At 56.7% G+C, this 18,298-nt stretch carries 19 protein-coding genes; 11 read left to right on the plus strand and 8 right to left on the minus strand.

The features are described 5' to 3' along the window. The first annotated feature begins 141 nt into the window (after nucleotides 1-141). Entirely contained in the window at nucleotides 142-975 is an 834-nt protein-coding gene (locus NTD86_RS06550; protein WP_262201344.1) for a DMT family transporter, read from the plus strand. 15 nt (nucleotides 976-990) lie between these two features. Further along, nucleotides 991-1,377 carry an MAPEG family protein gene (locus tag NTD86_RS06555; RefSeq protein ID WP_262201345.1) on the plus strand — a complete coding sequence of 129 codons (387 nt, stop codon included), beginning with the start codon at nucleotides 991-993 and terminating at the stop codon, nucleotides 1,375-1,377. A 36-nt stretch (nucleotides 1,378-1,413) separates the two neighbouring features. Here the strand turns inward: NTD86_RS06555 and NTD86_RS06560 are convergent, their stop codons facing one another. Further along, nucleotides 1,414-1,800: a DUF3077 domain-containing protein gene (locus NTD86_RS06560; protein ID WP_262201346.1), complete on the minus strand. Its 387-nt coding sequence runs from the start codon at nucleotides 1,798-1,800 to the stop codon at nucleotides 1,414-1,416. Between the two features lie 404 nt (nucleotides 1,801-2,204). On the opposite strand from NTD86_RS06560, the gene NTD86_RS06565 reads away from it, so the two are divergent. Both NTD86_RS06565 and NTD86_RS06570 read left to right on the plus strand, forming a co-directional pair. Continuing rightward, nucleotides 2,205-2,804, plus strand: a complete 600-nt coding sequence (locus NTD86_RS06565; RefSeq protein WP_262201347.1) for a helix-turn-helix transcriptional regulator — start codon at nucleotides 2,205-2,207, stop codon at nucleotides 2,802-2,804. Further along, nucleotides 2,794-3,678 (plus strand): queuosine precursor transporter, encoded by an 885-nt coding sequence (locus NTD86_RS06570; RefSeq protein ID WP_262201348.1) that lies wholly within the window; start codon nucleotides 2,794-2,796, stop codon nucleotides 3,676-3,678. Before NTD86_RS06565 ends, NTD86_RS06570 begins: the two co-directional genes overlap by 11 nt. Nucleotides 3,679-3,735: 57 nt before the next feature. Here the strand turns inward: NTD86_RS06570 and queC are convergent, their stop codons facing one another. Both queC and NTD86_RS06580 read right to left on the minus strand, forming a co-directional pair. Further along, on the minus strand, nucleotides 3,736-4,437 hold the full coding sequence (gene queC, locus NTD86_RS06575; RefSeq protein ID WP_262201349.1) for a 7-cyano-7-deazaguanine synthase QueC: 702 nt from the start codon (nucleotides 4,435-4,437) through the stop codon (nucleotides 3,736-3,738). Nucleotides 4,438-4,633: 196 nt separating this feature from the next. Further along, nucleotides 4,634-5,776, minus strand: coding sequence for a murein transglycosylase A (locus tag NTD86_RS06580; RefSeq protein ID WP_262201350.1), 1,143 nt, complete (start codon nucleotides 5,774-5,776; stop codon nucleotides 4,634-4,636). Between the two features lie 129 nt (nucleotides 5,777-5,905). Between NTD86_RS06580 and NTD86_RS06585 the strand changes: the two genes are divergently transcribed. After that, nucleotides 5,906-6,355 (plus strand): c-type cytochrome, encoded by a 450-nt coding sequence (locus NTD86_RS06585; RefSeq protein ID WP_262201351.1) that lies wholly within the window; start codon nucleotides 5,906-5,908, stop codon nucleotides 6,353-6,355. A gap of 84 nt (nucleotides 6,356-6,439) precedes the next feature. Here the strand turns inward: NTD86_RS06585 and NTD86_RS06590 are convergent, their stop codons facing one another. The 4 genes from NTD86_RS06590 to NTD86_RS06605 all read right to left on the minus strand — a co-directional run bounded on the left by NTD86_RS06590 (nucleotide 6,440) and on the right by NTD86_RS06605 (nucleotide 10,960). Then, nucleotides 6,440-6,835 (minus strand): DUF1090 domain-containing protein, encoded by a 396-nt coding sequence (locus tag NTD86_RS06590; protein ID WP_262201352.1) that lies wholly within the window; start codon nucleotides 6,833-6,835, stop codon nucleotides 6,440-6,442. Between the two features lie 90 nt (nucleotides 6,836-6,925). After that, the gene (gene ligB / locus NTD86_RS06595; protein ID WP_262201353.1) at nucleotides 6,926-8,563 is read right to left on the minus strand and encodes an NAD-dependent DNA ligase LigB; all 1,638 of its coding nucleotides are present in this window, start codon (nucleotides 8,561-8,563) and stop codon (nucleotides 6,926-6,928) included. Nucleotides 8,564-8,754: 191 nt separating this feature from the next. Then, nucleotides 8,755-9,945, minus strand: a complete 1,191-nt coding sequence (metK, locus tag NTD86_RS06600) for a methionine adenosyltransferase (RefSeq protein WP_262201354.1) — start codon at nucleotides 9,943-9,945, stop codon at nucleotides 8,755-8,757. Between the two features lie 19 nt (nucleotides 9,946-9,964). Beyond that, complete coding sequence (locus NTD86_RS06605) at nucleotides 9,965-10,960, minus strand: ArsR/SmtB family transcription factor (RefSeq protein ID WP_262201355.1); 996 nt, start codon at nucleotides 10,958-10,960, stop codon at nucleotides 9,965-9,967. 261 nt (nucleotides 10,961-11,221) lie between these two features. Here NTD86_RS06605 and tkt point away from each other — a divergent pair, with 261 nt between their 5' ends. The 5 genes from tkt to fba all read left to right on the plus strand — a co-directional run bounded on the left by tkt (nucleotide 11,222) and on the right by fba (nucleotide 17,155). Further along, nucleotides 11,222-13,219, plus strand: coding sequence for a transketolase (gene tkt / locus NTD86_RS06610; protein WP_262201356.1), 1,998 nt, complete (start codon nucleotides 11,222-11,224; stop codon nucleotides 13,217-13,219). 143 nt (nucleotides 13,220-13,362) lie between these two features. Beyond that, complete coding sequence (gene epd / locus NTD86_RS06615) at nucleotides 13,363-14,418, plus strand: erythrose-4-phosphate dehydrogenase (RefSeq protein ID WP_262201357.1); 1,056 nt, start codon at nucleotides 13,363-13,365, stop codon at nucleotides 14,416-14,418. Nucleotides 14,419-14,444: 26 nt separating this feature from the next. Beyond that, on the plus strand, nucleotides 14,445-15,608 hold the full coding sequence (locus NTD86_RS06620) for a phosphoglycerate kinase (RefSeq protein ID WP_262201358.1): 1,164 nt from the start codon (nucleotides 14,445-14,447) through the stop codon (nucleotides 15,606-15,608). Between the two features lie 32 nt (nucleotides 15,609-15,640). After that, on the plus strand, nucleotides 15,641-15,859 hold the full coding sequence (locus NTD86_RS06625) for a hypothetical protein (protein ID WP_262201359.1): 219 nt from the start codon (nucleotides 15,641-15,643) through the stop codon (nucleotides 15,857-15,859). Between the two features lie 231 nt (nucleotides 15,860-16,090). Further along, nucleotides 16,091-17,155 carry a class II fructose-bisphosphate aldolase gene (gene fba, locus NTD86_RS06630; protein WP_007913760.1) on the plus strand — a complete coding sequence of 355 codons (1,065 nt, stop codon included), beginning with the start codon at nucleotides 16,091-16,093 and terminating at the stop codon, nucleotides 17,153-17,155. 65 nt (nucleotides 17,156-17,220) lie between these two features. Here fba and NTD86_RS06635 read toward each other — a convergent pair whose 3' ends face one another. After that, nucleotides 17,221-17,598 (minus strand): hypothetical protein, encoded by a 378-nt coding sequence (locus NTD86_RS06635; protein WP_262201360.1) that lies wholly within the window; start codon nucleotides 17,596-17,598, stop codon nucleotides 17,221-17,223. 189 nt (nucleotides 17,599-17,787) lie between these two features. On the opposite strand from NTD86_RS06635, the gene NTD86_RS06640 reads away from it, so the two are divergent. Further along, a complete protein-coding gene (locus NTD86_RS06640) occupies nucleotides 17,788-18,282 on the plus strand; it encodes a YgjP-like metallopeptidase domain-containing protein (protein ID WP_262201361.1) in 495 nt (164 codons plus the stop codon). Nucleotides 18,283-18,298: the final 16 nt, after the last annotated feature.

Here is an 18,298-nt window from a genome sequence, read left to right on the forward strand (position 1 = left end):
CAGCCTTCAGTGAAGAATGCGCCGGGAGCTGGTTTTTATTGGAATGGGGATGTGTGTTACAGAGTACGACAAATACGTTTGCAGTATAAACAGCCGTGGGCAAACCAGACTTATTTTTCCGGGTGGCAAGAGGAGGTGACGGTGCTGGCAACGGCATTGGTGCTGGTCGCGGCCTTGTTGCACGCGATCTGGAATACCTTGATCAAATTCAGCGGCGAGCGTTTGCTGGTGGTGGCCTGCATGGACACCGTGGCGCTGGTGGCTGTGGTCGCACTGGTTGGTGTTGTGTCAGTGCCACCACCGCAGATCTGGCCGTGGATGCTGGCTTCGGCCCTGTTCGAGCTGCTTTACCGTGTGCTGCTGATCCGTGCCTATCGGGTCGGAGATCTGGGCCTGGTGTACCCGTTGATGCGCGGATTGTCGCCGATTGTGGTGCTGGCGCTCACCCTTATCTTTGCCGCAGAGGTGCTTGGCGGGTACCAAATCATCGGCATTCTCATGATCCCTTGCGGCATGGCTTGCCTGCTGTGGCGAGGCGGTGGCGGTGATCGGTTGCCCTGGTCGATGCTGCCAGTCGTTGCACTGATTGGTTTGTGTATCGGCTGCTATACCTTCCTTGACGGTCAGGCGATTAAACGCTGGTCGCACCCACTGGATTATCTGGTGTGGCTGACGTTGATCAGTGCGTGGCCGTTCCCGTTGCTGGCGATAACTCGCAAGCGTGCAGCGTTCGGGTTGTTCTGGCGCACGCAATGGCGCTTGGGCGTCGCAGTGGGCGTGTGTGTACTGGCCAGCTACGCGCTGGTGCTGTGGGCCATGCAACTGGGCTCGATTGCCGAAGCGGCAGCTTTGCGGGAAGTCAGCGTGATCCTGGTGGTGCTGTTTGGCATGCGTTATCTCAAAGAACCTTTTGGCGGGCCGAGGCTCATAGCCTGTGGGCTGGTGCTGATCGGCATGCTCGTGATGAAACTCTAGAAAAGGGAAACTTCCATGACCGTTGCCTTCTGGTGTGTATTGATTGCCCTGTTTTTGCCGTACCTGTGCACTGGCCTGGCCAAGTTCAGCCAAGGCAAGTTCGGCCCCCGTCAAAACCATGACCCGCGCGCGTTTCTCGACACCCTCGAAGGCTTTGCCAAACGCGCCAACAGTGCTCAACTCAACAGCTTTGAAGTGACCCCGGCGTTTGCTGCTGCAGTGATCATTGCCCACAACGTGGGCAACGCCCAGCCCGTCACCCTTGATGTGCTGGCGGTGTTATTTATCACCAGCCGCTTGCTGTACATCATCTGCTACCTGGCCGATTGGGCGCTGTTGCGCTCGATCGTGTGGTTCATCGGCATGGGCCTGATTTTCAGCTTCTTTTTTGTGTCGATGTAGACCTGTAGGGGCGAGCAGACTCGCTCCTGCAAAAAATCAGTTCGTTTGCTCGGTGGTTCTTTTTGGCGCTGACTCCCATGAAGCTGTCAGCCCATCCAGAGAGCCTTCAATGTACTGCCTGGCGATTTCAACCATGCTGATGAGCAATAACGCGTGATCGCGTTGGACCCCCTTCAGGGTATTGCTCACTTCTTTGGCCGATCTTCCTGCGCTACGCAGCAAATCAGACGCACAGCTCAAGGCGACTTGAAGGTCGGCGCTGTCCTTGAACGTCGTGATGGCCGATGACGTCAATTTAAGTTGTGCCGTATCTGACAGATAAAAGTCGAGCGCCCGATCAGCGGCTGCACGATCAAGCAACAACCGGTCACTTGCAGAGTCTTCTGGGGCAGAGTCGACGGAAGTCGGAGCTGTTTTTTTCACGGGAAATCCCAAATATATGAATGATAAATGCTGAATAGGCGCAGAAGGATTGTTTGTTAAATTAAGTGGGTGCTTCTCATAAAATTTAACACCTGTTCAAAGTAATGATTAATGTTGGTTGATCAATAATAAATTTGTTTGCGGATGATTCATGAATGTTTGAGGGGGAGTGCTGTTCGGTTTTCCTACAAGTTCGCTGGATTGTTCTTTCACTGTAAGAAGATATCAACCTTTTTGACACGTTTTGTCATGCTTGTCTTGCTGGTGTTGTCGCTGAAATATTTGCAGTATTAGTCACCATGATGATCTGAAGGTGCTTCCCGTATTGCCGGGTAATTATGTGTGTGTACCGCTGAAAAAGCTTTGTCATCATTTTTATGCCAAGCGTAGGTTAAGGGGGAGAAGTGCATCGAAAAGAAAAGAACGAAAACTTAAAAAGTAATATTCGTTATCTGATCAAAAGTCGCGGTGAAACACAGCTGTCTTTGTGCCTTGCCAGTGGTCTGACACGGACAACTATTTACAATATTTTAGAAGGTAGGGTGTCAAATGTTCAGCACTCCACCGTGCGGAAGATATCCAACTTTTTTGGGGTGTCCTATGACGAGATTGAACAGGTAGATTTCGAGGCGAAAGAAGTTCTGGACCGCAGTTTGTCTATTGAAGGCAATATGAATCCGGCTGCGGTCCCTGTGATAAAGGAGAAGCAGTTAATTCACTGTCTAGACAACACCATTGGTGACTTGGTGACGCGTTTCCCGCTCACCTATTATTTTGGTGCGGTTCATAATGTGCTGGCTGTGGTTTTAGAGTGTCAACGCTACGAATCCTATGGCGAAGGGGATGTCTTGATTGTGCATAAAGGCCATATAAGCGGGTGCGGTGATCATTTGGCATATGACACTAAAAGTTTAACCGTTCGTATCGTGAGGGCTGAAAATATTGAGTCGAGCGATGTATGTGTGATTGGGCATATTGTTGAGGAGCGCTTTAGTGAACTGTAAATGCGAGGCTGATAATTCCAGGTACAAATTGCTCGGTTTTGAAAACAATAGAAGGTCGGTCATTATTATGGTGGTGGCAACCGGCAAAGTCATCAAAGTGAAAATGGCGCCGTTGCTTAATAGTAGTATCATGGACGATCTTAGTTCTGTTGAAATCAAGACGATTTATAAAAAGTTTTACTCGCAAGAAAATCCGGTGACCGCCTACGACTTCAAAGATCGCCATGAGCGCTCATGGATGATATATGTGGTTTTGAACCTGATGTTGTTTACTCTCTATATGTTCACCAATATTGCGGCAACAAAGCCTATTTTTTTGGAATGGCCAGGTGTTGTGGTAACCGCGGGTGCTTTTTTATATCCGTTGACCTTTCTGGTTGTCGATGTGCTCAACGAGTTCTATGGGCTTAGGCTTGCAAGAAGGGCTATATTTTTTGCGTTCTTGAGCAATGCGATCATTATTGCGATGCTCAGTGTGACAACGCATCTGCCGGGCCTTTCCGACTGGAAGTTGGATGAGCCCTACAACCAGGTTATCGGGCACATGTCTTCGGTGCTGATCGCTTCATTGATTTCCTTCCTGGTATCGGAATACGTTAATACCTATTTGCTGTGCAAAATTAAAGAGTTGACTAACTCGAAGTATCTGTTTCTCAGGGTCTTTCTGAGTACCTTTGTCGCGGTTATCATTGACAGCTTTATTTTTTGCTTTCTGGCGTTTTATGGTGTTATGGAAACCAGCCTGATTATCGACATAATCGTTGTTCAGGTTATTATAAAAGTGTGCTTTGCATTGTTTAATGTGTTCCCGGCTTATGGTGTTAGAGCGCTTTTTAATAACTATATAGCTGTTGAAAGTAAATCAATGTCCTGATGGTACGCGTGAACTATCAATACGCTAACGTATTGATAGTTCTGGAGGGACTAGTGATTACGCAGTTTTTTGTAGCTTTGCCCTCAAGCTTTGCCGAACGTGCGCGGTGTTGTTCAAATAATCAGTCAGGCCTTTTGCGCGCAGGTCACAGGCTGCGCAACGGCCGCATCCTGCACCTTTAAGGCCGTTGTAGCAGGTCAGTGTCTGATCACGTACCAGCTCCAGTTGATGATGGGTATCTGCCAGTGCCCACACTTCGGCCTTGTTTAACCACATTAGAGGCGTTTCGATGTTTACTTCGTAGGCCATGCCCAGTGCTATGGCCTGGTTAAGCGACTTCACGAACTCGTCGCGGCAGTCGGGGTAGCCCGAGAAGTCGGTCTCACATACGCCCGTGATGACTGTCCTGGCTTGCACTTGATAGGCATAAATACAGGCCAGGGTCAGAAACACAATGTTTCGCCCCGGCACAAAGGTACTAGGCAAATCGCCGTGCACCTCTGACGCGTCAGGCACTGCCATATCGTCGCGGGTCAGGCTGCTGACTGTTAATTGATTCAGCAAGGAGGCGTCCAGCACGGTGTGATGTGTGATGCCCAGCTGTTTTGAAAGTGCCAACGCAACGTCTATCTCAGCCCGATGGCGTTGACCGTAATCAAAGGTAACGCAGTGCACTTCGTCATAAAGGGGCAGTGCCTGTAATAGACACGTCGTCGAATCTTGCCCGCCACTGAAGACGATAACCGCTTTGTTATTCATGGGATGTCTCGATAAAACAGCGAAGATCGAGACTATTCCGCGATGTGGGCAGGAACAAGCCAGGATGGATTTTCAGGAGTTTTCCAGGCTGAGAAGCAGACTTGTCTGACTCCCAGCCCTGGTAGGAGCTACTGCCTCGCGGTCTTTTGATTTTTTAAAAGATCGCGAGGCAAGCTCGCTACAAAGGAATTGGTTGTTATTGCGGCAGGGCTGCTCCTTTAGGCCACAACAGCCAGATATTGCCTTTCTGCTTCATGTCGCCGGCGATCTGACCAGCTTGTGGGCCGGTGCCGACGAAGAAGTCTGCCCGCACTTCGCCCGCAATGGCGCCGCCGGTGTCTTGAGCCGCGACCGGGCGAATGATCGGCTGGCCGTCTGCCTGGGTAGTCGAGAGCCACAACAGGCTGCCCAGCGGGATGACGGTACGATCGACTGCCACGCTGTAGCCCGCGGTCAGCGGGACGTTCAACGAGCCGCGCGGGCCTTCGTTGCTGTCAGGGTTTTGGGTGAAAAACACGTAGCTGGGGTTGCTGGCCAGCAGTTCGTGCACACGTTCAGGGTGAGCCACTGCCCACGCGTGAATGCTGCCCATGGTGACGTCTTCTTTTTTAAGCTCGCCGTGTTCCACCAACCAGCGGCCAATCGGTTTGTAGGGGTGACCGTTCTGGTCGGCGTAGCCGATGCGTAGTTGGCGGCCATTCTCGAGTTGTACACGGCCCGAGCCCTGGATTTGCAAAAACTGCAGGTCCATCGGGTCGGTCAGCCACGCCAGCACCGGCGCATCGAGCCCTTTGCTGTAGATGGTTTCAGCGGTGTCATAGGGCTTGAGCACACGCCCCTCAAGCCGACCGCGCAAGCGCTTGCCCTTGAGTTCGGGGTAGATGCTGTCCAGGTTCACCACGATCAAATCAGACGGCACGCCGTAAATCGGGACGTTGGCAGTGGCGGTCTGTTTCAAGCTGCCGGGGTAGACCGGTTCGTAATAGCCGGTGATCAAGCCGTCACTGCTGCCCTCGGCCGAGCGCAAGCTGTACACATCCAAGTGGGTTTGCAGAAAGCTGCTGACCTCAGCCACGCTTGGGTTGGCCGGCAAGCTGGCGGCGGCGCTGCAAAGGCTGCCCCAGTTAGGGTCGGCCTTGAGTCGCGTGCAGGCGCTGCGCCAGGAGGCAAAACCATTTTGCAGGTCAACGCCGGTTACTTCCGGCAGCGCGCTCCAGTCGGCCTTGCTGTAGGTGGTATGAGGGACAGGTTTGGCGGTGTCTTTGTCGGTGCCATTGCACCCGGCCAGCAACATGACAACTGGCAGCGCCCACGCTAGAGGCTTGAAAAGTGATCTCATCAGCGATGTTCCTTCAAGGGTTGCCGAGGTCAGATGACCGTCGAGGCAATCCGTATATTTAATAGGGGTATTGGTCTTTGCGTGTGACACGGGGATACTGGCAACCGATTTTCGTGACGTGAAGCCACCATGACGTTTAAACAATGTTCCATAGTGTTGCTGACCTGCCTGGCGTTGGCGGCGTGCGGCGGCATTGATCCCGACTCACCGCTGGGTCAGCGCAAAGCGATTTTCAAACAGATGCTCAGTACCAGCGAAGAGCTGAGCGGCATGTTGAAAGGCCGTGTGCCGTTCGACGGTCCGCGCTTTGCCGAAGCGGCCATGCAACTGGACGCTCTGGCTTACCAGCCGTGGGCGCATTTTCCTCAGGTCAAGGACTCGGATCAAACCAGTGCCACTGATGCTGTCTGGCAGCAACAGGCGCGCTTTCAAGCGTTGGCGCGAGAGCTGGAAACTGCGACGGGAGCGCTGGTGATCGCCAGTCAGCAGCAGCCGTACTCAGCCAGCAACCTGACGCCTGCGGTGCAGAAGGTTCAGGACACTTGCAGTGCATGCCACAAGGCATTCAGGAATCATTGAGTGGGCACAAGCCCTTGCCTCGCGATCTTTTGATTGTTTAAAAGATCGCGAGGCAAGCTCGCTCCTACAGGGTCGTTCAGCGGCTTACTTGTCCAGCTGATCCAGCGCTTCTTGCAGCTCTTTGCGCGACTCTGCGAGTTTGTTTTTACGCTTGTCGATTTTCTCCGGGTCGCCTTTTTTCATGGCTTTGTCCAGGTCGGCCTGGCGCTTGCTGACTTCGTGCTTGGCGTCGAGCACCTTGTTTTCACGCTCTTTACGCAGGCCGGCGTCCGTGCAGTTCGCTGTGACTTCGCTCAGGGCTTTTTCCAGGCCTGCGGCCTGATCGCTGTTGCCATGGGCACGGGCCTGTTCAAGCTGCAAGGTGATGGCTTGCTTTTTGGCTGCGCAACCCGTCAGTTCCGGGGCTTCATCGGCAGCCATAACAGGGGCGGCCAGCAGACCGCATACAGTAAAAAGGACGAGCGGTGAAAAACGTTTCATAAAAAGCTCCGTGACAAAAATAATGACCCTAAACACAATTCAAAAAGCCCGGACGCAGCATACGCCTCGGGAAACGCTGCGGCGCGGTGTCTAGTCGAAACCGGCAATGCCTGCCGCACGCAACTGTTCACTCAATGCCTGTACCTTCGGCTCGCGCAAAAACTGGCTCAGTTGTGCCGCCCGATGCGCACCAATACCTGGATACGCCTGCCAGGCCTGCTCGTCGCGGGCAACCAGCGCTTGCCATGACTGCCCCAGCGGCGCGTCCCCCGTGGGCGGCAAGCCTATGGCTTTGACCCAACGCTCAAACGGTTGTTGCCGTGCCGTATGCAGGCTTGCCAGCAAACGTTCGCTGCTGCGCGTGCCGAAACCGGTCATGTTAGCAAGCTGAACGCTGTCCAGGGTCAACCAATCCAGCAGGTTGTTGATGTGGCCCTCCTGAATCAACGTATGCCAGGTGCCGGGCCCGACAAACGGCATGGCCAACCCCTTTTTCCCGCTGAGCCAATTGAGCCGCGCCAAAAACTGACTTTCGCATCCCGCCGTCGCCTGCCAGCAGCTTAGGGCATGGAAGTCTTTGGGGTTGGGCGCGTTGACATCAACCCGTTCACTGGCGCGCAAGGCCACGCTGTCCAGCCGGGGGATGGTCATGCCTGCCAGACTGATGGCTACGTGGTCGCCGGGGCGAATGTCCAGTTGCTGCCAGCGCTGTAGCGAACCCACGCTGATGCGCTTGATTGTCCGGTCATCAAGGCGCACAGGGGTCAGTTCCAGCATGGGGGTGATGCGCCCGGTACGGCCAATGTTGAACGTGACCTTGCGCACTTCGCTCAGCGCCTGGGCATGCGGATACTTCCACGCGGCGGCCCAGTTGGGCGGCTTGGCTTGCCAGCGCTCGGCAGCAGGCCGTTGGCCCTGGCGCAACACCACGCCATCGCTGGCGAACGGCAGCGGGCTGTTAAACCAATGCTCGCGCCATTGTCGGGCATCCTCAAAGTGCTTGATGGGCTGGCTGTAGACCTGGCTGTCGATGAAGCCCAGTTCGGCTAATTGTGTAGATCGTGTGTGCTGGTCATGGGGGCCTTGGGGCCAATCCCAGACGAACAAGCCAATGCCCTGGCCCTGTTCGGGGCTCAACGCATGGCGGGCCATCAACCCGGCCACGGTGCTGCGGGCATTGACGCTGCCCGCCTTGGCCTGAATATGGCCGGGCACTCGCCAGTAGAGTTCACCTTGCAGCACGAGGTCCACAGGCTGCGGCAAGCGTTGCGCGATGGCACTGATGACCTGTGCCGCAGCCGTCCAGTTCTGCCCGGTTAGTCCGTCGCCGCGGCTGATGACGCGTTCCAGTTGCCCTTGCTGGTAGATTAGCGTGACCGCCACACCATCCACTTTGGGTTGCAACCACACGTCCTGGCGGCCCTTGATCCAGTCTTCAACAGCGCGCTCATCCGCCAGTTTGGCCAGCCCTGTTTGTGCCACGGGATGAGGCACAGGGCCGCTAGCTGTCTGCAGCGGGTTATCCACAGCAAGGCAATGCTCCAGGCGGCTGCGCAATGAGTCATACACCGCATCGCTGACCAGAGAAACTCCCAGGCGGTGGTAACTGTCGTCCCAGACTTTGAGTTGCTGGCGCAGGGTTTGCGCGTCGGCGCAGGGGTTTGCGAGGGAGTTGAAACTGAGTAGCGCGAGCAAAAGCCCACTGAAAGCGCGGAATATGGCCAGCATCATGAGCGTCCTTGCCCGGAGTGAACGCTTAAGGCTAGTGGAGGATGGCTGTGGCGCTCGGGCAGAGGATTACCGGTTATTTCTGTAGGCGCGAGCTTTAGGGCCATTAAAAGATCGCGAGGCAAGCTCGCCCCTACAAAAAATGCACAAAAAAGCCCCGGACAGCGACCTGTCCGGGGCTTCTGGCTTACTTACAAACCAGCGGCAGCGCGCAGCTCTTCAGCGCGGTCGGTACGCTCCCACGTGAACGTGGTGAAGGTATCGTTGCCAACGGTTTTGGTCTGTGGAGTACGGCCGAAGTGACCGTAAGCAGCCGTTTCCTGGTACATCGGGTGCAGCAGGTCGAGCATGGTGGTGATTGCGTATGGACGCAGGTCGAACACTTCACGCACGAGCTTGATGATCTTCTCGTCCGCGATCTTGCCAGTGCCGAAGGTGTTCAACGAAATCGAAGTCGGTTGAGCGACGCCGATAGCGTAGGAAACCTGGATCTCGCAACGCTCGGCCAGGCCGGCCGCCACGATGTTCTTGGCCACGTAACGACCTGCGTAAGCGGCCGAACGGTCAACCTTGGATGGGTCTTTACCCGAGAACGCGCCACCACCGTGACGGGCCATGCCGCCGTAGGTGTCAACGATGATCTTGCGACCCGTCAGGCCGCAGTCGCCCACCGGGCCACCGATGATGAACTGGCCAGTCGGGTTGATGTGGAACTGGGTGTCTTTGTGCAGCAGTTCGGCAGGCAGCACGTGCTTGACGATCAACTCCATCACGCCTTCGCGCAGGTCGTTGTACGACACTTCCGGGTTGTGCTGGGTCGACAGTACGACCGCGTCCACTGCAACCACTTTGCCGTTTTCATAACGGCAGGTAACTTGCGACTTGGCGTCTGGACGCAGCCAAGGCAGTTGGCCGGATTTACGGGCTTCAGCCTGACGCTGAACCAGTTGGTGCGAGAAAGTGATCGGAGCTGGCATCAGCACGTCGGTTTCGTTGCTCGCGTAGCCGAACATCAGGCCCTGGTCGCCGGCGCCCTGATCTTCAGGCTTGGCACGGTCGACACCCTGGTTGATGTCAGGGGATTGCTTGCCGATGATGTTCATCACGCCGCAGGTCGCGCCATCGAAGCCTACGTCGGAGCTGGTGTAGCCGATGTCGGTGATCACGTCACGAACGATCTGTTCCAGGTCAACCCAGGCCGAAGTGGTCACTTCGCCTGCGATGATTGCCACGCCGGTTTTCACCAGAGTTTCGCAGGCCACGCGGGCGTGCTTGTCTTCAGCAATGATGGCGTCCAGCACCGCATCAGAAATCTGGTCGGCGATTTTGTCCGGATGCCCTTCAGACACGGACTCGGAGGTGAAAAGGGAGTATTCGCTCATCTCGACGGTTTCCTAATATTTACCGATGGTGAGTGTCGCCAGCTGGCCGCTGAAAGTGGCGGACCTGAATCTGGAAACCATTACGTAAGCCTACATAGAGGCTTTCCCCGGGAACGAGTCCCGCAGCGGTGGCCCAATGGGCCAGATCATCTTGTTCAAAACCTAGCCACAAATCGCCGCAAGCCTCACGGGCCCACGTCTGATTATGGCTACACAACTCTGTTACCAGCAGGCTACCGCCAGGTTTCAACAAGCTGGCCAGTTGCCTGAGTGCTTCGGCCGGTGCTGCGAAATGGTGCAAGACCATGTTCACTACAACGCAATCGGCCTGGGGGTGCGTCTCGTGCAGCGCGTCGGCCAGGAGCAGGCTGACGTTGTTCAGTGACTCGCGTTCACACAGCTGGCGGGCCAGCTCAAGCATCACCGAGCTGTTGTCCAGTGCCGTGACTTGCTGGAAGCGACGGGCCAGGTCAGGCAAGAAACTGCCATCGCCGGGGCCGACTTCAAGGGCCGTGGCGGTTGGGCTAAAGCTCTGTTTGTCGAGCAGCGTCAAAACGCTGTCCCGATACTGTGGCAAGCCAGCGATCAAGTCCTGTTGAGCACGAAATTTCTCGGCAATGCGCGAGAAAAAGTCCTGGCTGGCCGCTGCTCGTTGTCCATGTACGGCACTGATGCGCGCTTGCACGTCGGCGGGCAGGGTCAGGTTGTCGACCTCTTCCAGCAACGCAGCATGCAACTTGCCGCCCAGCAGTTCGGTGTGGGGTAGGGCGCGGCGATAAAAAATGGCATTGCCTTCGCGACGCGTGGCCACCAGTTGTGCCTGGGACAACACCTTGAGGTGGTGGCTCATGCCTGACTGGCCGGTGGCAAATATGTGCGTCAGTTCCAGCACTCCAAATGAATCGTTGGCCAACGCGCGCAACACATTGAGTCGCAGCGGGTCGCCTCCAGCCTTGCACAGGGCGGAGAGCTCGTCGCAATCGTCATGGCGGATTGAAGGCACGCGTAAGTTCATAGCGCCGCAGTCTAGTTACCCGTTCCGCAGCTCGCAAGTTCAATATCAAAACTTTTTGATATTGATCGATAACCGGTTCATTGGTCGGATGGCCTGCACGTAATAACGAAACGAACTGTCCGATCTTCAACAGGTTGAACGCTTAAGCACAGGAAAAACGCTTCAAGCGACTATCTGTCATTGCCCCGAGGGCGGTGGGTGAGGGAAAATGCTCGCCTTTTTTCCGTTTCGATTTAACTTTTAATACCCAGGAGAACAGCGATGCCCAGCCGTCGTGAGCGTGCCAACGCCATTCGTGCACTCAGCATGGATGCCGTGCAAAAAGCCAACAGCGGCCATCCAGGTGCCCCTATGGGTATGGCGGATATCGCCGAAGTATTGTGGCGCGATTATCTGAAGCACAACCCGAGCAATCCTTCGTTCGCTGACCGTGACCGCTTCGTGCTGTCTAACGGCCACGGTTCGATGCTGATCTACTCGTTGTTGCACCTGACCGGCTATGACCTGTCTATCGACGACCTGAAAAACTTCCGCCAGCTGCACAGCCGCACTCCGGGTCACCCGGAATTCGGCTACACGCCGGGCGTTGAAACCACCACTGGCCCATTGGGGCAGGGCCTGGCCAATGCCGTGGGCTTCGCCCTGGCTGAGAAAGTCATGGGCGCGCAGTTCAACCGCCCTGGCCACACTGTCGTCGACCACCACACCTACGTGTTCCTGGGTGATGGCTGCATGATGGAAGGCATTTCCCACGAAGTTGGCTCGTTGGCCGGCACCCTGGGCCTGAACAAGCTGATCGCGTTCTATGACGACAACGGCATCTCGATCGATGGCGAAGTGGAAGGCTGGTTCACCGACGACACCCCTAAGCGTTTCGAAGCCTACAACTGGCAAGTGATCCGTAACGTTGACGGTCATGACCCGGAAGAAATCAAGACCGCGATCGAAACCGCGCGTAAAAGCGACAAACCAACGCTGATCTGCTGCAAAACCACGATCGGTTTTGGTTCGCCGAACAAGCAAGGCAAGGAAGATTGCCACGGTGCTCCACTGGGCAACGACGAAATCGCCCTGACCCGCACCGCCCTGAACTGGAACCACGGCCCGTTTGAAATCCCGGCAGATATCTACGCCGAATGGGATGCCAAGCAAGCCGGTGCTGCGGTTGAGTCCGAGTGGGACAAGCGCTTCGCTGCCTATGCTGCTGAGTTCCCGGAGCTGGCTGCAGAGCTGACCCGTCGCCTGAGCGGCGAACTGCCTGCTGACTTCGATGCCAAGGCCAGCGCCTACATCGCTGAAGTGGCGGCCAAAGGCGAAACCATCGCCAGCCGTAAAGCCAGCCAAAACACCCTCAACGCCTTCGGCCCGCTGCTGCCTGAACTGCTGGGCGGCTCGGCTGACCTGGCCGGTTCCAACCTGACCCTGTGGAAAGGTTGCAAAGGTGTGAGCGCTGAAGACGCCAGCGGCAACTACGTGTACTACGGCGTACGTGAGTTCGGCATGAGTGCCATCATGAACGGCGTTGCCCTGCACGGCGGCCTGGTGCCTTACGGCGCGACTTTCCTGATGTTCATGGAATACGCGCGCAACGCCATCCGCATGTCGGCCCTGATGAAGCAGCGTGTGATCTATGTGTTCACCCACGACTCCATCGGTCTGGGCGAAGACGGCCCGACGCACCAGCCGGTCGAGCAATTGACCAGCCTGCGTACCACGCCGAACCTGGACACCTGGCGCCCAGCCGACGCGGTGGAATCCGCAGCAGCCTGGAAATACGCCCTGGAGCGCAACGACGGCCCGTCCGCGTTGATCTTCTCGCGTCAGAACCTCAACCACCAAACCCGTGATGCTGGCCAGATCGCCAACATCAACCGCGGTGGTTACGTGCTCAAGGACTGCGCAGGCGAGCCTGAGCTGATCCTGATCTCGGCCGGTTCCGAAGTCGGCCTGGCGGTTCAGGCGTACGAGAAACTGACCGAACAAGGCCGTAAGGTCCGTGTGGTGTCGATCCCGTGCACCAGCGTGTACGAAGCTCAAGATGCCGCTTACAAGCAGTCGGTTCTGCCGCTGCAAGTGGGCGCGCGTATCGCCATCGAAGCGTCTCACGCTGACTACTGGTACAAGTACGTGGGCCTGGAAGGCCGCGTGATCGGCATGACCACCTACGGCGAGTCGGCGCCTGCGCCTGCCTTGTTCGAAGAGTTCGGTTTCACCGTGGAAAACATCCTGGGTCAAGCTGAAGAACTGCTGGAAGACTAAGCAATCTTCTCTGTAGCTGCTGTCGCAGGTTGTGATTAGGGCCGCAGGACCTTCGTTCAAGAGGGTCTCTGCTCAACCTATCGCAGCTTTGGCGGCGGCTACAGGGGTTTTGCATTGACTGCCCACCCCAATAAGAGAACCCCATGCCTCAACTGCGTCCTTACAAAGTTGCACTCAACGGCTACGGCCGAATTGGTCGTTGTGTCTTGCGTGCTTTGTTTGAGCGAGGGCCGGCTGCCGGGTTTGAAATTGTTGCACTGAATGATTTGGCCGATATGGCCAGCCTCGAATACTTGACGCGCTTCGACTCCACCCATGGCCGGTTCCCCGGCGAAATACGGATCGAAGGCGACTGCCTGCATATCAACGGCGACTGCGTGAAAGTGTTCCGCAGTGCCACCCCGGAAGGGATCGACTGGGCCGCGCTGGGCGTTGATCTGGTGCTGGAGTGTTCCGGCGTCTATCACACCCGTGGCGATGGCCAGCGTTTTCTCGATGCCGGAGCTCCACGTGTACTGTTCTCGCAGCCGATGGCCAGCGAGGCAGATGTCGACGCGACCATCGTGTACGGTGTTAACCAGCACACCTTGAGCGGCGACGAGCGCCTGGTGTCCAACGCCTCCTGTACCACCAACTGCGGCGTGCCGCTGTTGCGCTTGCTTGATCAGGCGTTCGGCCTTGAGTACGTGTCGATCACCACGATCCACTCGGCCATGAACGACCAGCCAGTTATCGATGCCTACCACCATGAAGACCTGCGTCGTACACGCTCGGCGTTTCAATCGGTGATCCCGGTCTCGACCGGCCTTGCCAAAGGCATTGAGCGTTTGCTGCCGGAACTTGCTGGCCGGATTCAGGCCAAAGCCGTACGCGTGCCGACGCTGAACGTGTCATGCCTGGATATTACCCTGGTCACGGCACGTGACACCGACGCGGCAGAGGTCAACCGTGTACTGCGCGAGGCGGCCACCAGCGGCCCGCTCAAGGGCCTGTTGGCCTACACCGAGTTGCCCCACGCCAGTTGCGATTTTAACCATGACCCGCATTCGGCCATCGTCGATGCCAGCCAGACCCGCGTTTCCGGCCCACGGCTGGTGAACCTGCTGGCCTGGTTCGACAACGAATGGGGTTTTGCCAATCGAATGATCGATGTGGCAGAGCACTATTTGCACATCACTCACCCTAAACCCGCTCTCTAACATTAGAAACTCAGGAACTGCGACCCATGACCGTGTTGAAGATGACCGACCTCGATCTCCAAGGTAAGCGCGTGCTGATCCGCGAAGACCTCAACGTCCCTGTCAAGGACGGTGTTGTCGCCAGCGATGCACGCATCCTTGCTTCGCTGCCGACCATCAAGCTGGCGCTGGAAAAAGGCGCAGCGGTTATGGTCTGCTCGCACTTGGGGCGTCCGACCGAAGGCGAATTCTCGGCCGAAAACAGCCTCAAGCCTGTGGCTGACTACCTGAGCAAAGCCTTGGGCCGCGACGTACCGCTGGTCAGCGACTACCTCAACGGCGTCGACGTTAAAGCGGGCGACATCGTGTTGTTCGAAAACGTGCGCTTCAACAAAGGCGAAAAGAAAAACGCTGACGAACTGGCCAAGCAATACGCCGCCCTGTGCGACGTGTTCGTGATGGACGCCTTCGGCACTGCGCACCGCGCTGAGGGTTCGACCCACGGCGTGGCCAAGTTCGCCAAGGTTGCCGCTGCTGGCCCGTTGCTGGCCGCTGAACTGGACGCACTGGGCAAGGCCCTGAAAGCGCCGACCAAGCCAATGGCTGCCATTGTTGCCGGTTCCAAGGTGTCGACTAAACTTGAAGTGCTGAACAGTCTGAGCCAGATCTGCGACCTGCTGATCGTGGGCGGCGGCATTGCCAACACCTTCCTGGCGGCTGCCGGTCACCCGGTGGGCAAATCGCTGTACGAACCTGACCTGCTGGACACCGCTCGCGCCATTGCGGCCAAGGTCAACGTGCCGCTGCCAACTGACGTCGTGGTTGCCAAGGAATTCGCTGAATCGGCCGCTGCTACCGTCAAACTGATTGGCGACGTGGCTGCTGATGACATGATCCTGGACATCGGCCCGCAAACTGCAGCGCACTTTGCTGACTTGCTGAAATCGTCCAAGACCATTCTGTGGAACGGTCCGGTGGGCGTGTTTGAATTTGACCAGTTCGGCAACGGCACCAAAGTGCTGGCTCAAGCGATTGCTGACAGCGATGCCTTCTCGATTGCAGGCGGTGGCGACACCCTGGCCGCCATCGACAAATATGGCATTGCTGATCAAGTGTCCTACATCTCGACAGGCGGCGGTGCATTCCTGGAGTTCGTTGAAGGCAAGGTACTGCCGGCGGTTGAAATCCTGGAAAGCCGCGCCAAAGCCTGAACATGACTCAGGCCCTGAAAGGAAGCATGGACATGGTCAAGTTGTTACCGCTGTTGATCGTTGCGGGCTTTTTGGCCGGTTGTGCCGGTTCGGCCAAGCCACCGGCAGAACCCGCCACTCCCGAAGAGAGTGGGTGTTACCAGGCCGAGTGGCAGGCGCAGAGCGTGCCGTTGGTCGACAAGCGCGCAGGGCCTGAAGCGCTGGAAAAATACGAGACACCTCAACCCTCAAAAGGGCGCGGGTGTCCTTAAGGCCAATAGTGTAGGAGCGAGCTTTTCTCGCGATCTTTTGAATTTTTAAGCGATCGCGAGGCAAGCTCGCTCCCACGCAGGGGCGACCAGCCAGGGCTGGAGCTGTATCGTTTCAGCCATATTGAATTCGTAGAATCGGGGCTAACCCCCGATCTGCAATAACTTGAATCGCAGCCGCCGCTCCGGCAGGCTTGCACGATTAACGACCCTTGTCCGGGAGAGACACACACAATGGCACTTATCAGCATGCGCCAGATGTTGGACCACGCAGCCGAGTTCGGCTACGGCGTTCCAGCCTTCAACGTTAACAACCTTGAGCAGATGCGCGCGATCATGGAAGCCGCTGACAAGACTGACTCCCCGGTGATCGTTCAGGCTTCGGCCGGTGCGCGCAAGTACGCGGGTGCGCCGTTTCTGCGTCACCTGATCCTGGCGGCAATCGAAGAGTTCCCGCACATTCCGGTCTGCATGCACCAAGACCACGGCACCAGCCCTGACGTCTGCCAGCGTTCGATCCAACTGGGCTTCAGCTCGGTCATGATGGACGGCTCGCTGGGTGAAGACGGCAAGACCCCAACCGACTACGACTACAACGTTCGCGTCACTCAACAAACCGTTGCCATGGCGCACGCGTGCGGTGTGTCGGTTGAAGGTGAGCTGGGCTGCCTGGGTTCCCTGGAAACCGGCATGGCGGGCGAAGAAGATGGTATCGGCGCTGAAGGCGTTCTGGATCACAGCCAAATGCTGACCGACCCGGAAGAAGCTGCTGACTTCGTGAAACGCACCCAAGTGGACGCCCTGGCGATTGCCATCGGTACTTCCCACGGCGCTTACAAGTTCACCAAGCCACCTACTGGCGACGTGCTGGCGATTGACCGTATTAAAGAAATCCACAAGCGCATCCCGAACACTCACCTGGTGATGCACGGTTCGTCTTCGGTGCCACAAGAGTGGCTGGCGATCATCAACCAGTACGGCGGCGACATCAAAGAAACCTACGGTGTGCCGGTTGAAGAAATCGTTGAAGGCATCAAGTACGGTGTGCGTAAGGTCAACATCGACACCGACCTGCGTCTGGCATCGACTGGCGCCATGCGTCGCCTGATGGCAACCAACCCAAGCGAGTTCGACCCGCGTAAGTTCTTCGGCGCTACCGTGACGGCCATGCGCGACGTGTGCATCGCACGTTACGAAGCGTTCGGCACTGCCGGCAACGCTTCGAAGATCAAGCCGATCTCTCTGGAAGCCATGTACCAGCGTTACCTCAAAGGTGAGCTGAACGCCAAGGTCAACTAAGGTGTAAAACCAGCGGCAGGCTGCAAGTTGAAGCGATTCTTAACTTGCAGCCTGCCGCTTGCCGCTTAAGCCTGCGGATCAACCCCATTGCCCTTGAGCAATGCATCTACCAGTGATCGGGCCATTTCTACGGAATGCACCAACGACCACACCAACCCTCGCTCTATCCCGCTGGCCAGCTCGGTGATCTCATCCGAGACTTCTTCGGCACTCTTGAGCATGATCGACACATGCAGCAAGGCCTCGATGGCACGTACATCCGCTTTCACGGCAAATGGTGACTGCGGGCTGATGTCGTGTGCCTGAGTCGGTTTCAGGGTGTCGAGGGCGACAGGCGGGTCTTGGCGCAGGCGTTTGAGAATGTGCCGGGTGGCTTCATCGTGCTGATGATCATCGCGCTGGGTGTGCTTGGGTGTTGGACAGTCGGGCGTCGTATTTTTCATGTCACTTCCACGGGGATCATCGGCGACTGATGAAGATAGCCCCGGCACTTTCCACGCCGCAAGCAGCGCTTGCGGTCTGCGCGCTTTCTCGGAAGCGTCCGCCTCTTGGCAGCGCAAAAGTCTGACAAGGTAGCCATAAAAGCGGAATTCGCTACACTGGCGAACTTTTACGCTGTGCGTTGGCGCCCCATGACTGTTCTCAAATACCTTCAGGCTTATCCCCAGACGTTGCAGGATCAGGTACGCCAATTGATCGAGCGCGACCAGTTGGGCAGTTACCTGAGCGAGCGTTATCCACTGCGTCATGCCGTGCAAAGTGACAAGGCCTTGTATGCCTACGCTCTGGAACTCAAACAGGAATACCTGCGCAACGCGCCGTCCTTCGACAAGGTGTTGTTTGATAACCGACTCGACCTGACCCACCGCGCACTGGGTTTGCACACGACCATTTCGCGGGTGCAGGGTGGCAAGCTCAAGGCCAAGAAAGAGCTGCGCGTGGCCTCGCTGTTCAAAGAGGCAGCGCCCGAGTTTTTAAAGATGATCGTGGTTCACGAGTTGGCGCACTTGAAAGAGTCCGACCACAACAAGGCGTTCTACAAACTGTGCGAACACATGCTGCCGGGTTATCACCAACTGGAGTTTGACCTGCGGGTGTACCTGACCTGGCGTGATGCCCGCACTTAACCGTAGGAGCGAGCTT

This window comes from Pseudomonas sp. 7P_10.2_Bac1, assembly GCF_025465935.1.
Classification (GTDB): Bacteria; Pseudomonadota; Gammaproteobacteria; order Pseudomonadales; family Pseudomonadaceae; genus Aquipseudomonas.

Coding starts and splice junctions, on each gene's coding strand:
- NTD86_RS06555 (WP_262201345.1), top strand. CDS start 991: ATGACCGTTGCCTTCTGGTGTGTATTGATTGCCCTGTTTTTGCCGTAC.
- queC (WP_262201349.1), bottom strand. CDS start 4,437: ATGAATAACAAAGCGGTTATCGTCTTCAGTGGCGGGCAAGATTCGACG.
- NTD86_RS06580 (WP_262201350.1), bottom strand. CDS start 5,776: ATGAGATCACTTTTCAAGCCTCTAGCGTGGGCGCTGCCAGTTGTCATG.
- NTD86_RS06585 (WP_262201351.1), top strand. CDS start 5,906: ATGACGTTTAAACAATGTTCCATAGTGTTGCTGACCTGCCTGGCGTTG.
- NTD86_RS06590 (WP_262201352.1), bottom strand. CDS start 6,835: ATGAAACGTTTTTCACCGCTCGTCCTTTTTACTGTATGCGGTCTGCTG.
- ligB (WP_262201353.1), bottom strand. CDS start 8,563: ATGCTGGCCATATTCCGCGCTTTCAGTGGGCTTTTGCTCGCGCTACTC.
- metK (WP_262201354.1), bottom strand. CDS start 9,945: ATGAGCGAATACTCCCTTTTCACCTCCGAGTCCGTGTCTGAAGGGCAT.
- NTD86_RS06605 (WP_262201355.1), bottom strand. CDS start 10,960: ATGAACTTACGCGTGCCTTCAATCCGCCATGACGATTGCGACGAGCTC.
- tkt (WP_262201356.1), top strand. CDS start 11,222: ATGCCCAGCCGTCGTGAGCGTGCCAACGCCATTCGTGCACTCAGCATG.
- epd (WP_262201357.1), top strand. CDS start 13,363: ATGCCTCAACTGCGTCCTTACAAAGTTGCACTCAACGGCTACGGCCGA.
- NTD86_RS06620 (WP_262201358.1), top strand. CDS start 14,445: ATGACCGTGTTGAAGATGACCGACCTCGATCTCCAAGGTAAGCGCGTG.
- NTD86_RS06625 (WP_262201359.1), top strand. CDS start 15,641: ATGGTCAAGTTGTTACCGCTGTTGATCGTTGCGGGCTTTTTGGCCGGT.
- fba (WP_007913760.1), top strand. CDS start 16,091: ATGGCACTTATCAGCATGCGCCAGATGTTGGACCACGCAGCCGAGTTC.
- NTD86_RS06635 (WP_262201360.1), bottom strand. CDS start 17,598: ATGAAAAATACGACGCCCGACTGTCCAACACCCAAGCACACCCAGCGC.
- NTD86_RS06640 (WP_262201361.1), top strand. CDS start 17,788: ATGACTGTTCTCAAATACCTTCAGGCTTATCCCCAGACGTTGCAGGAT.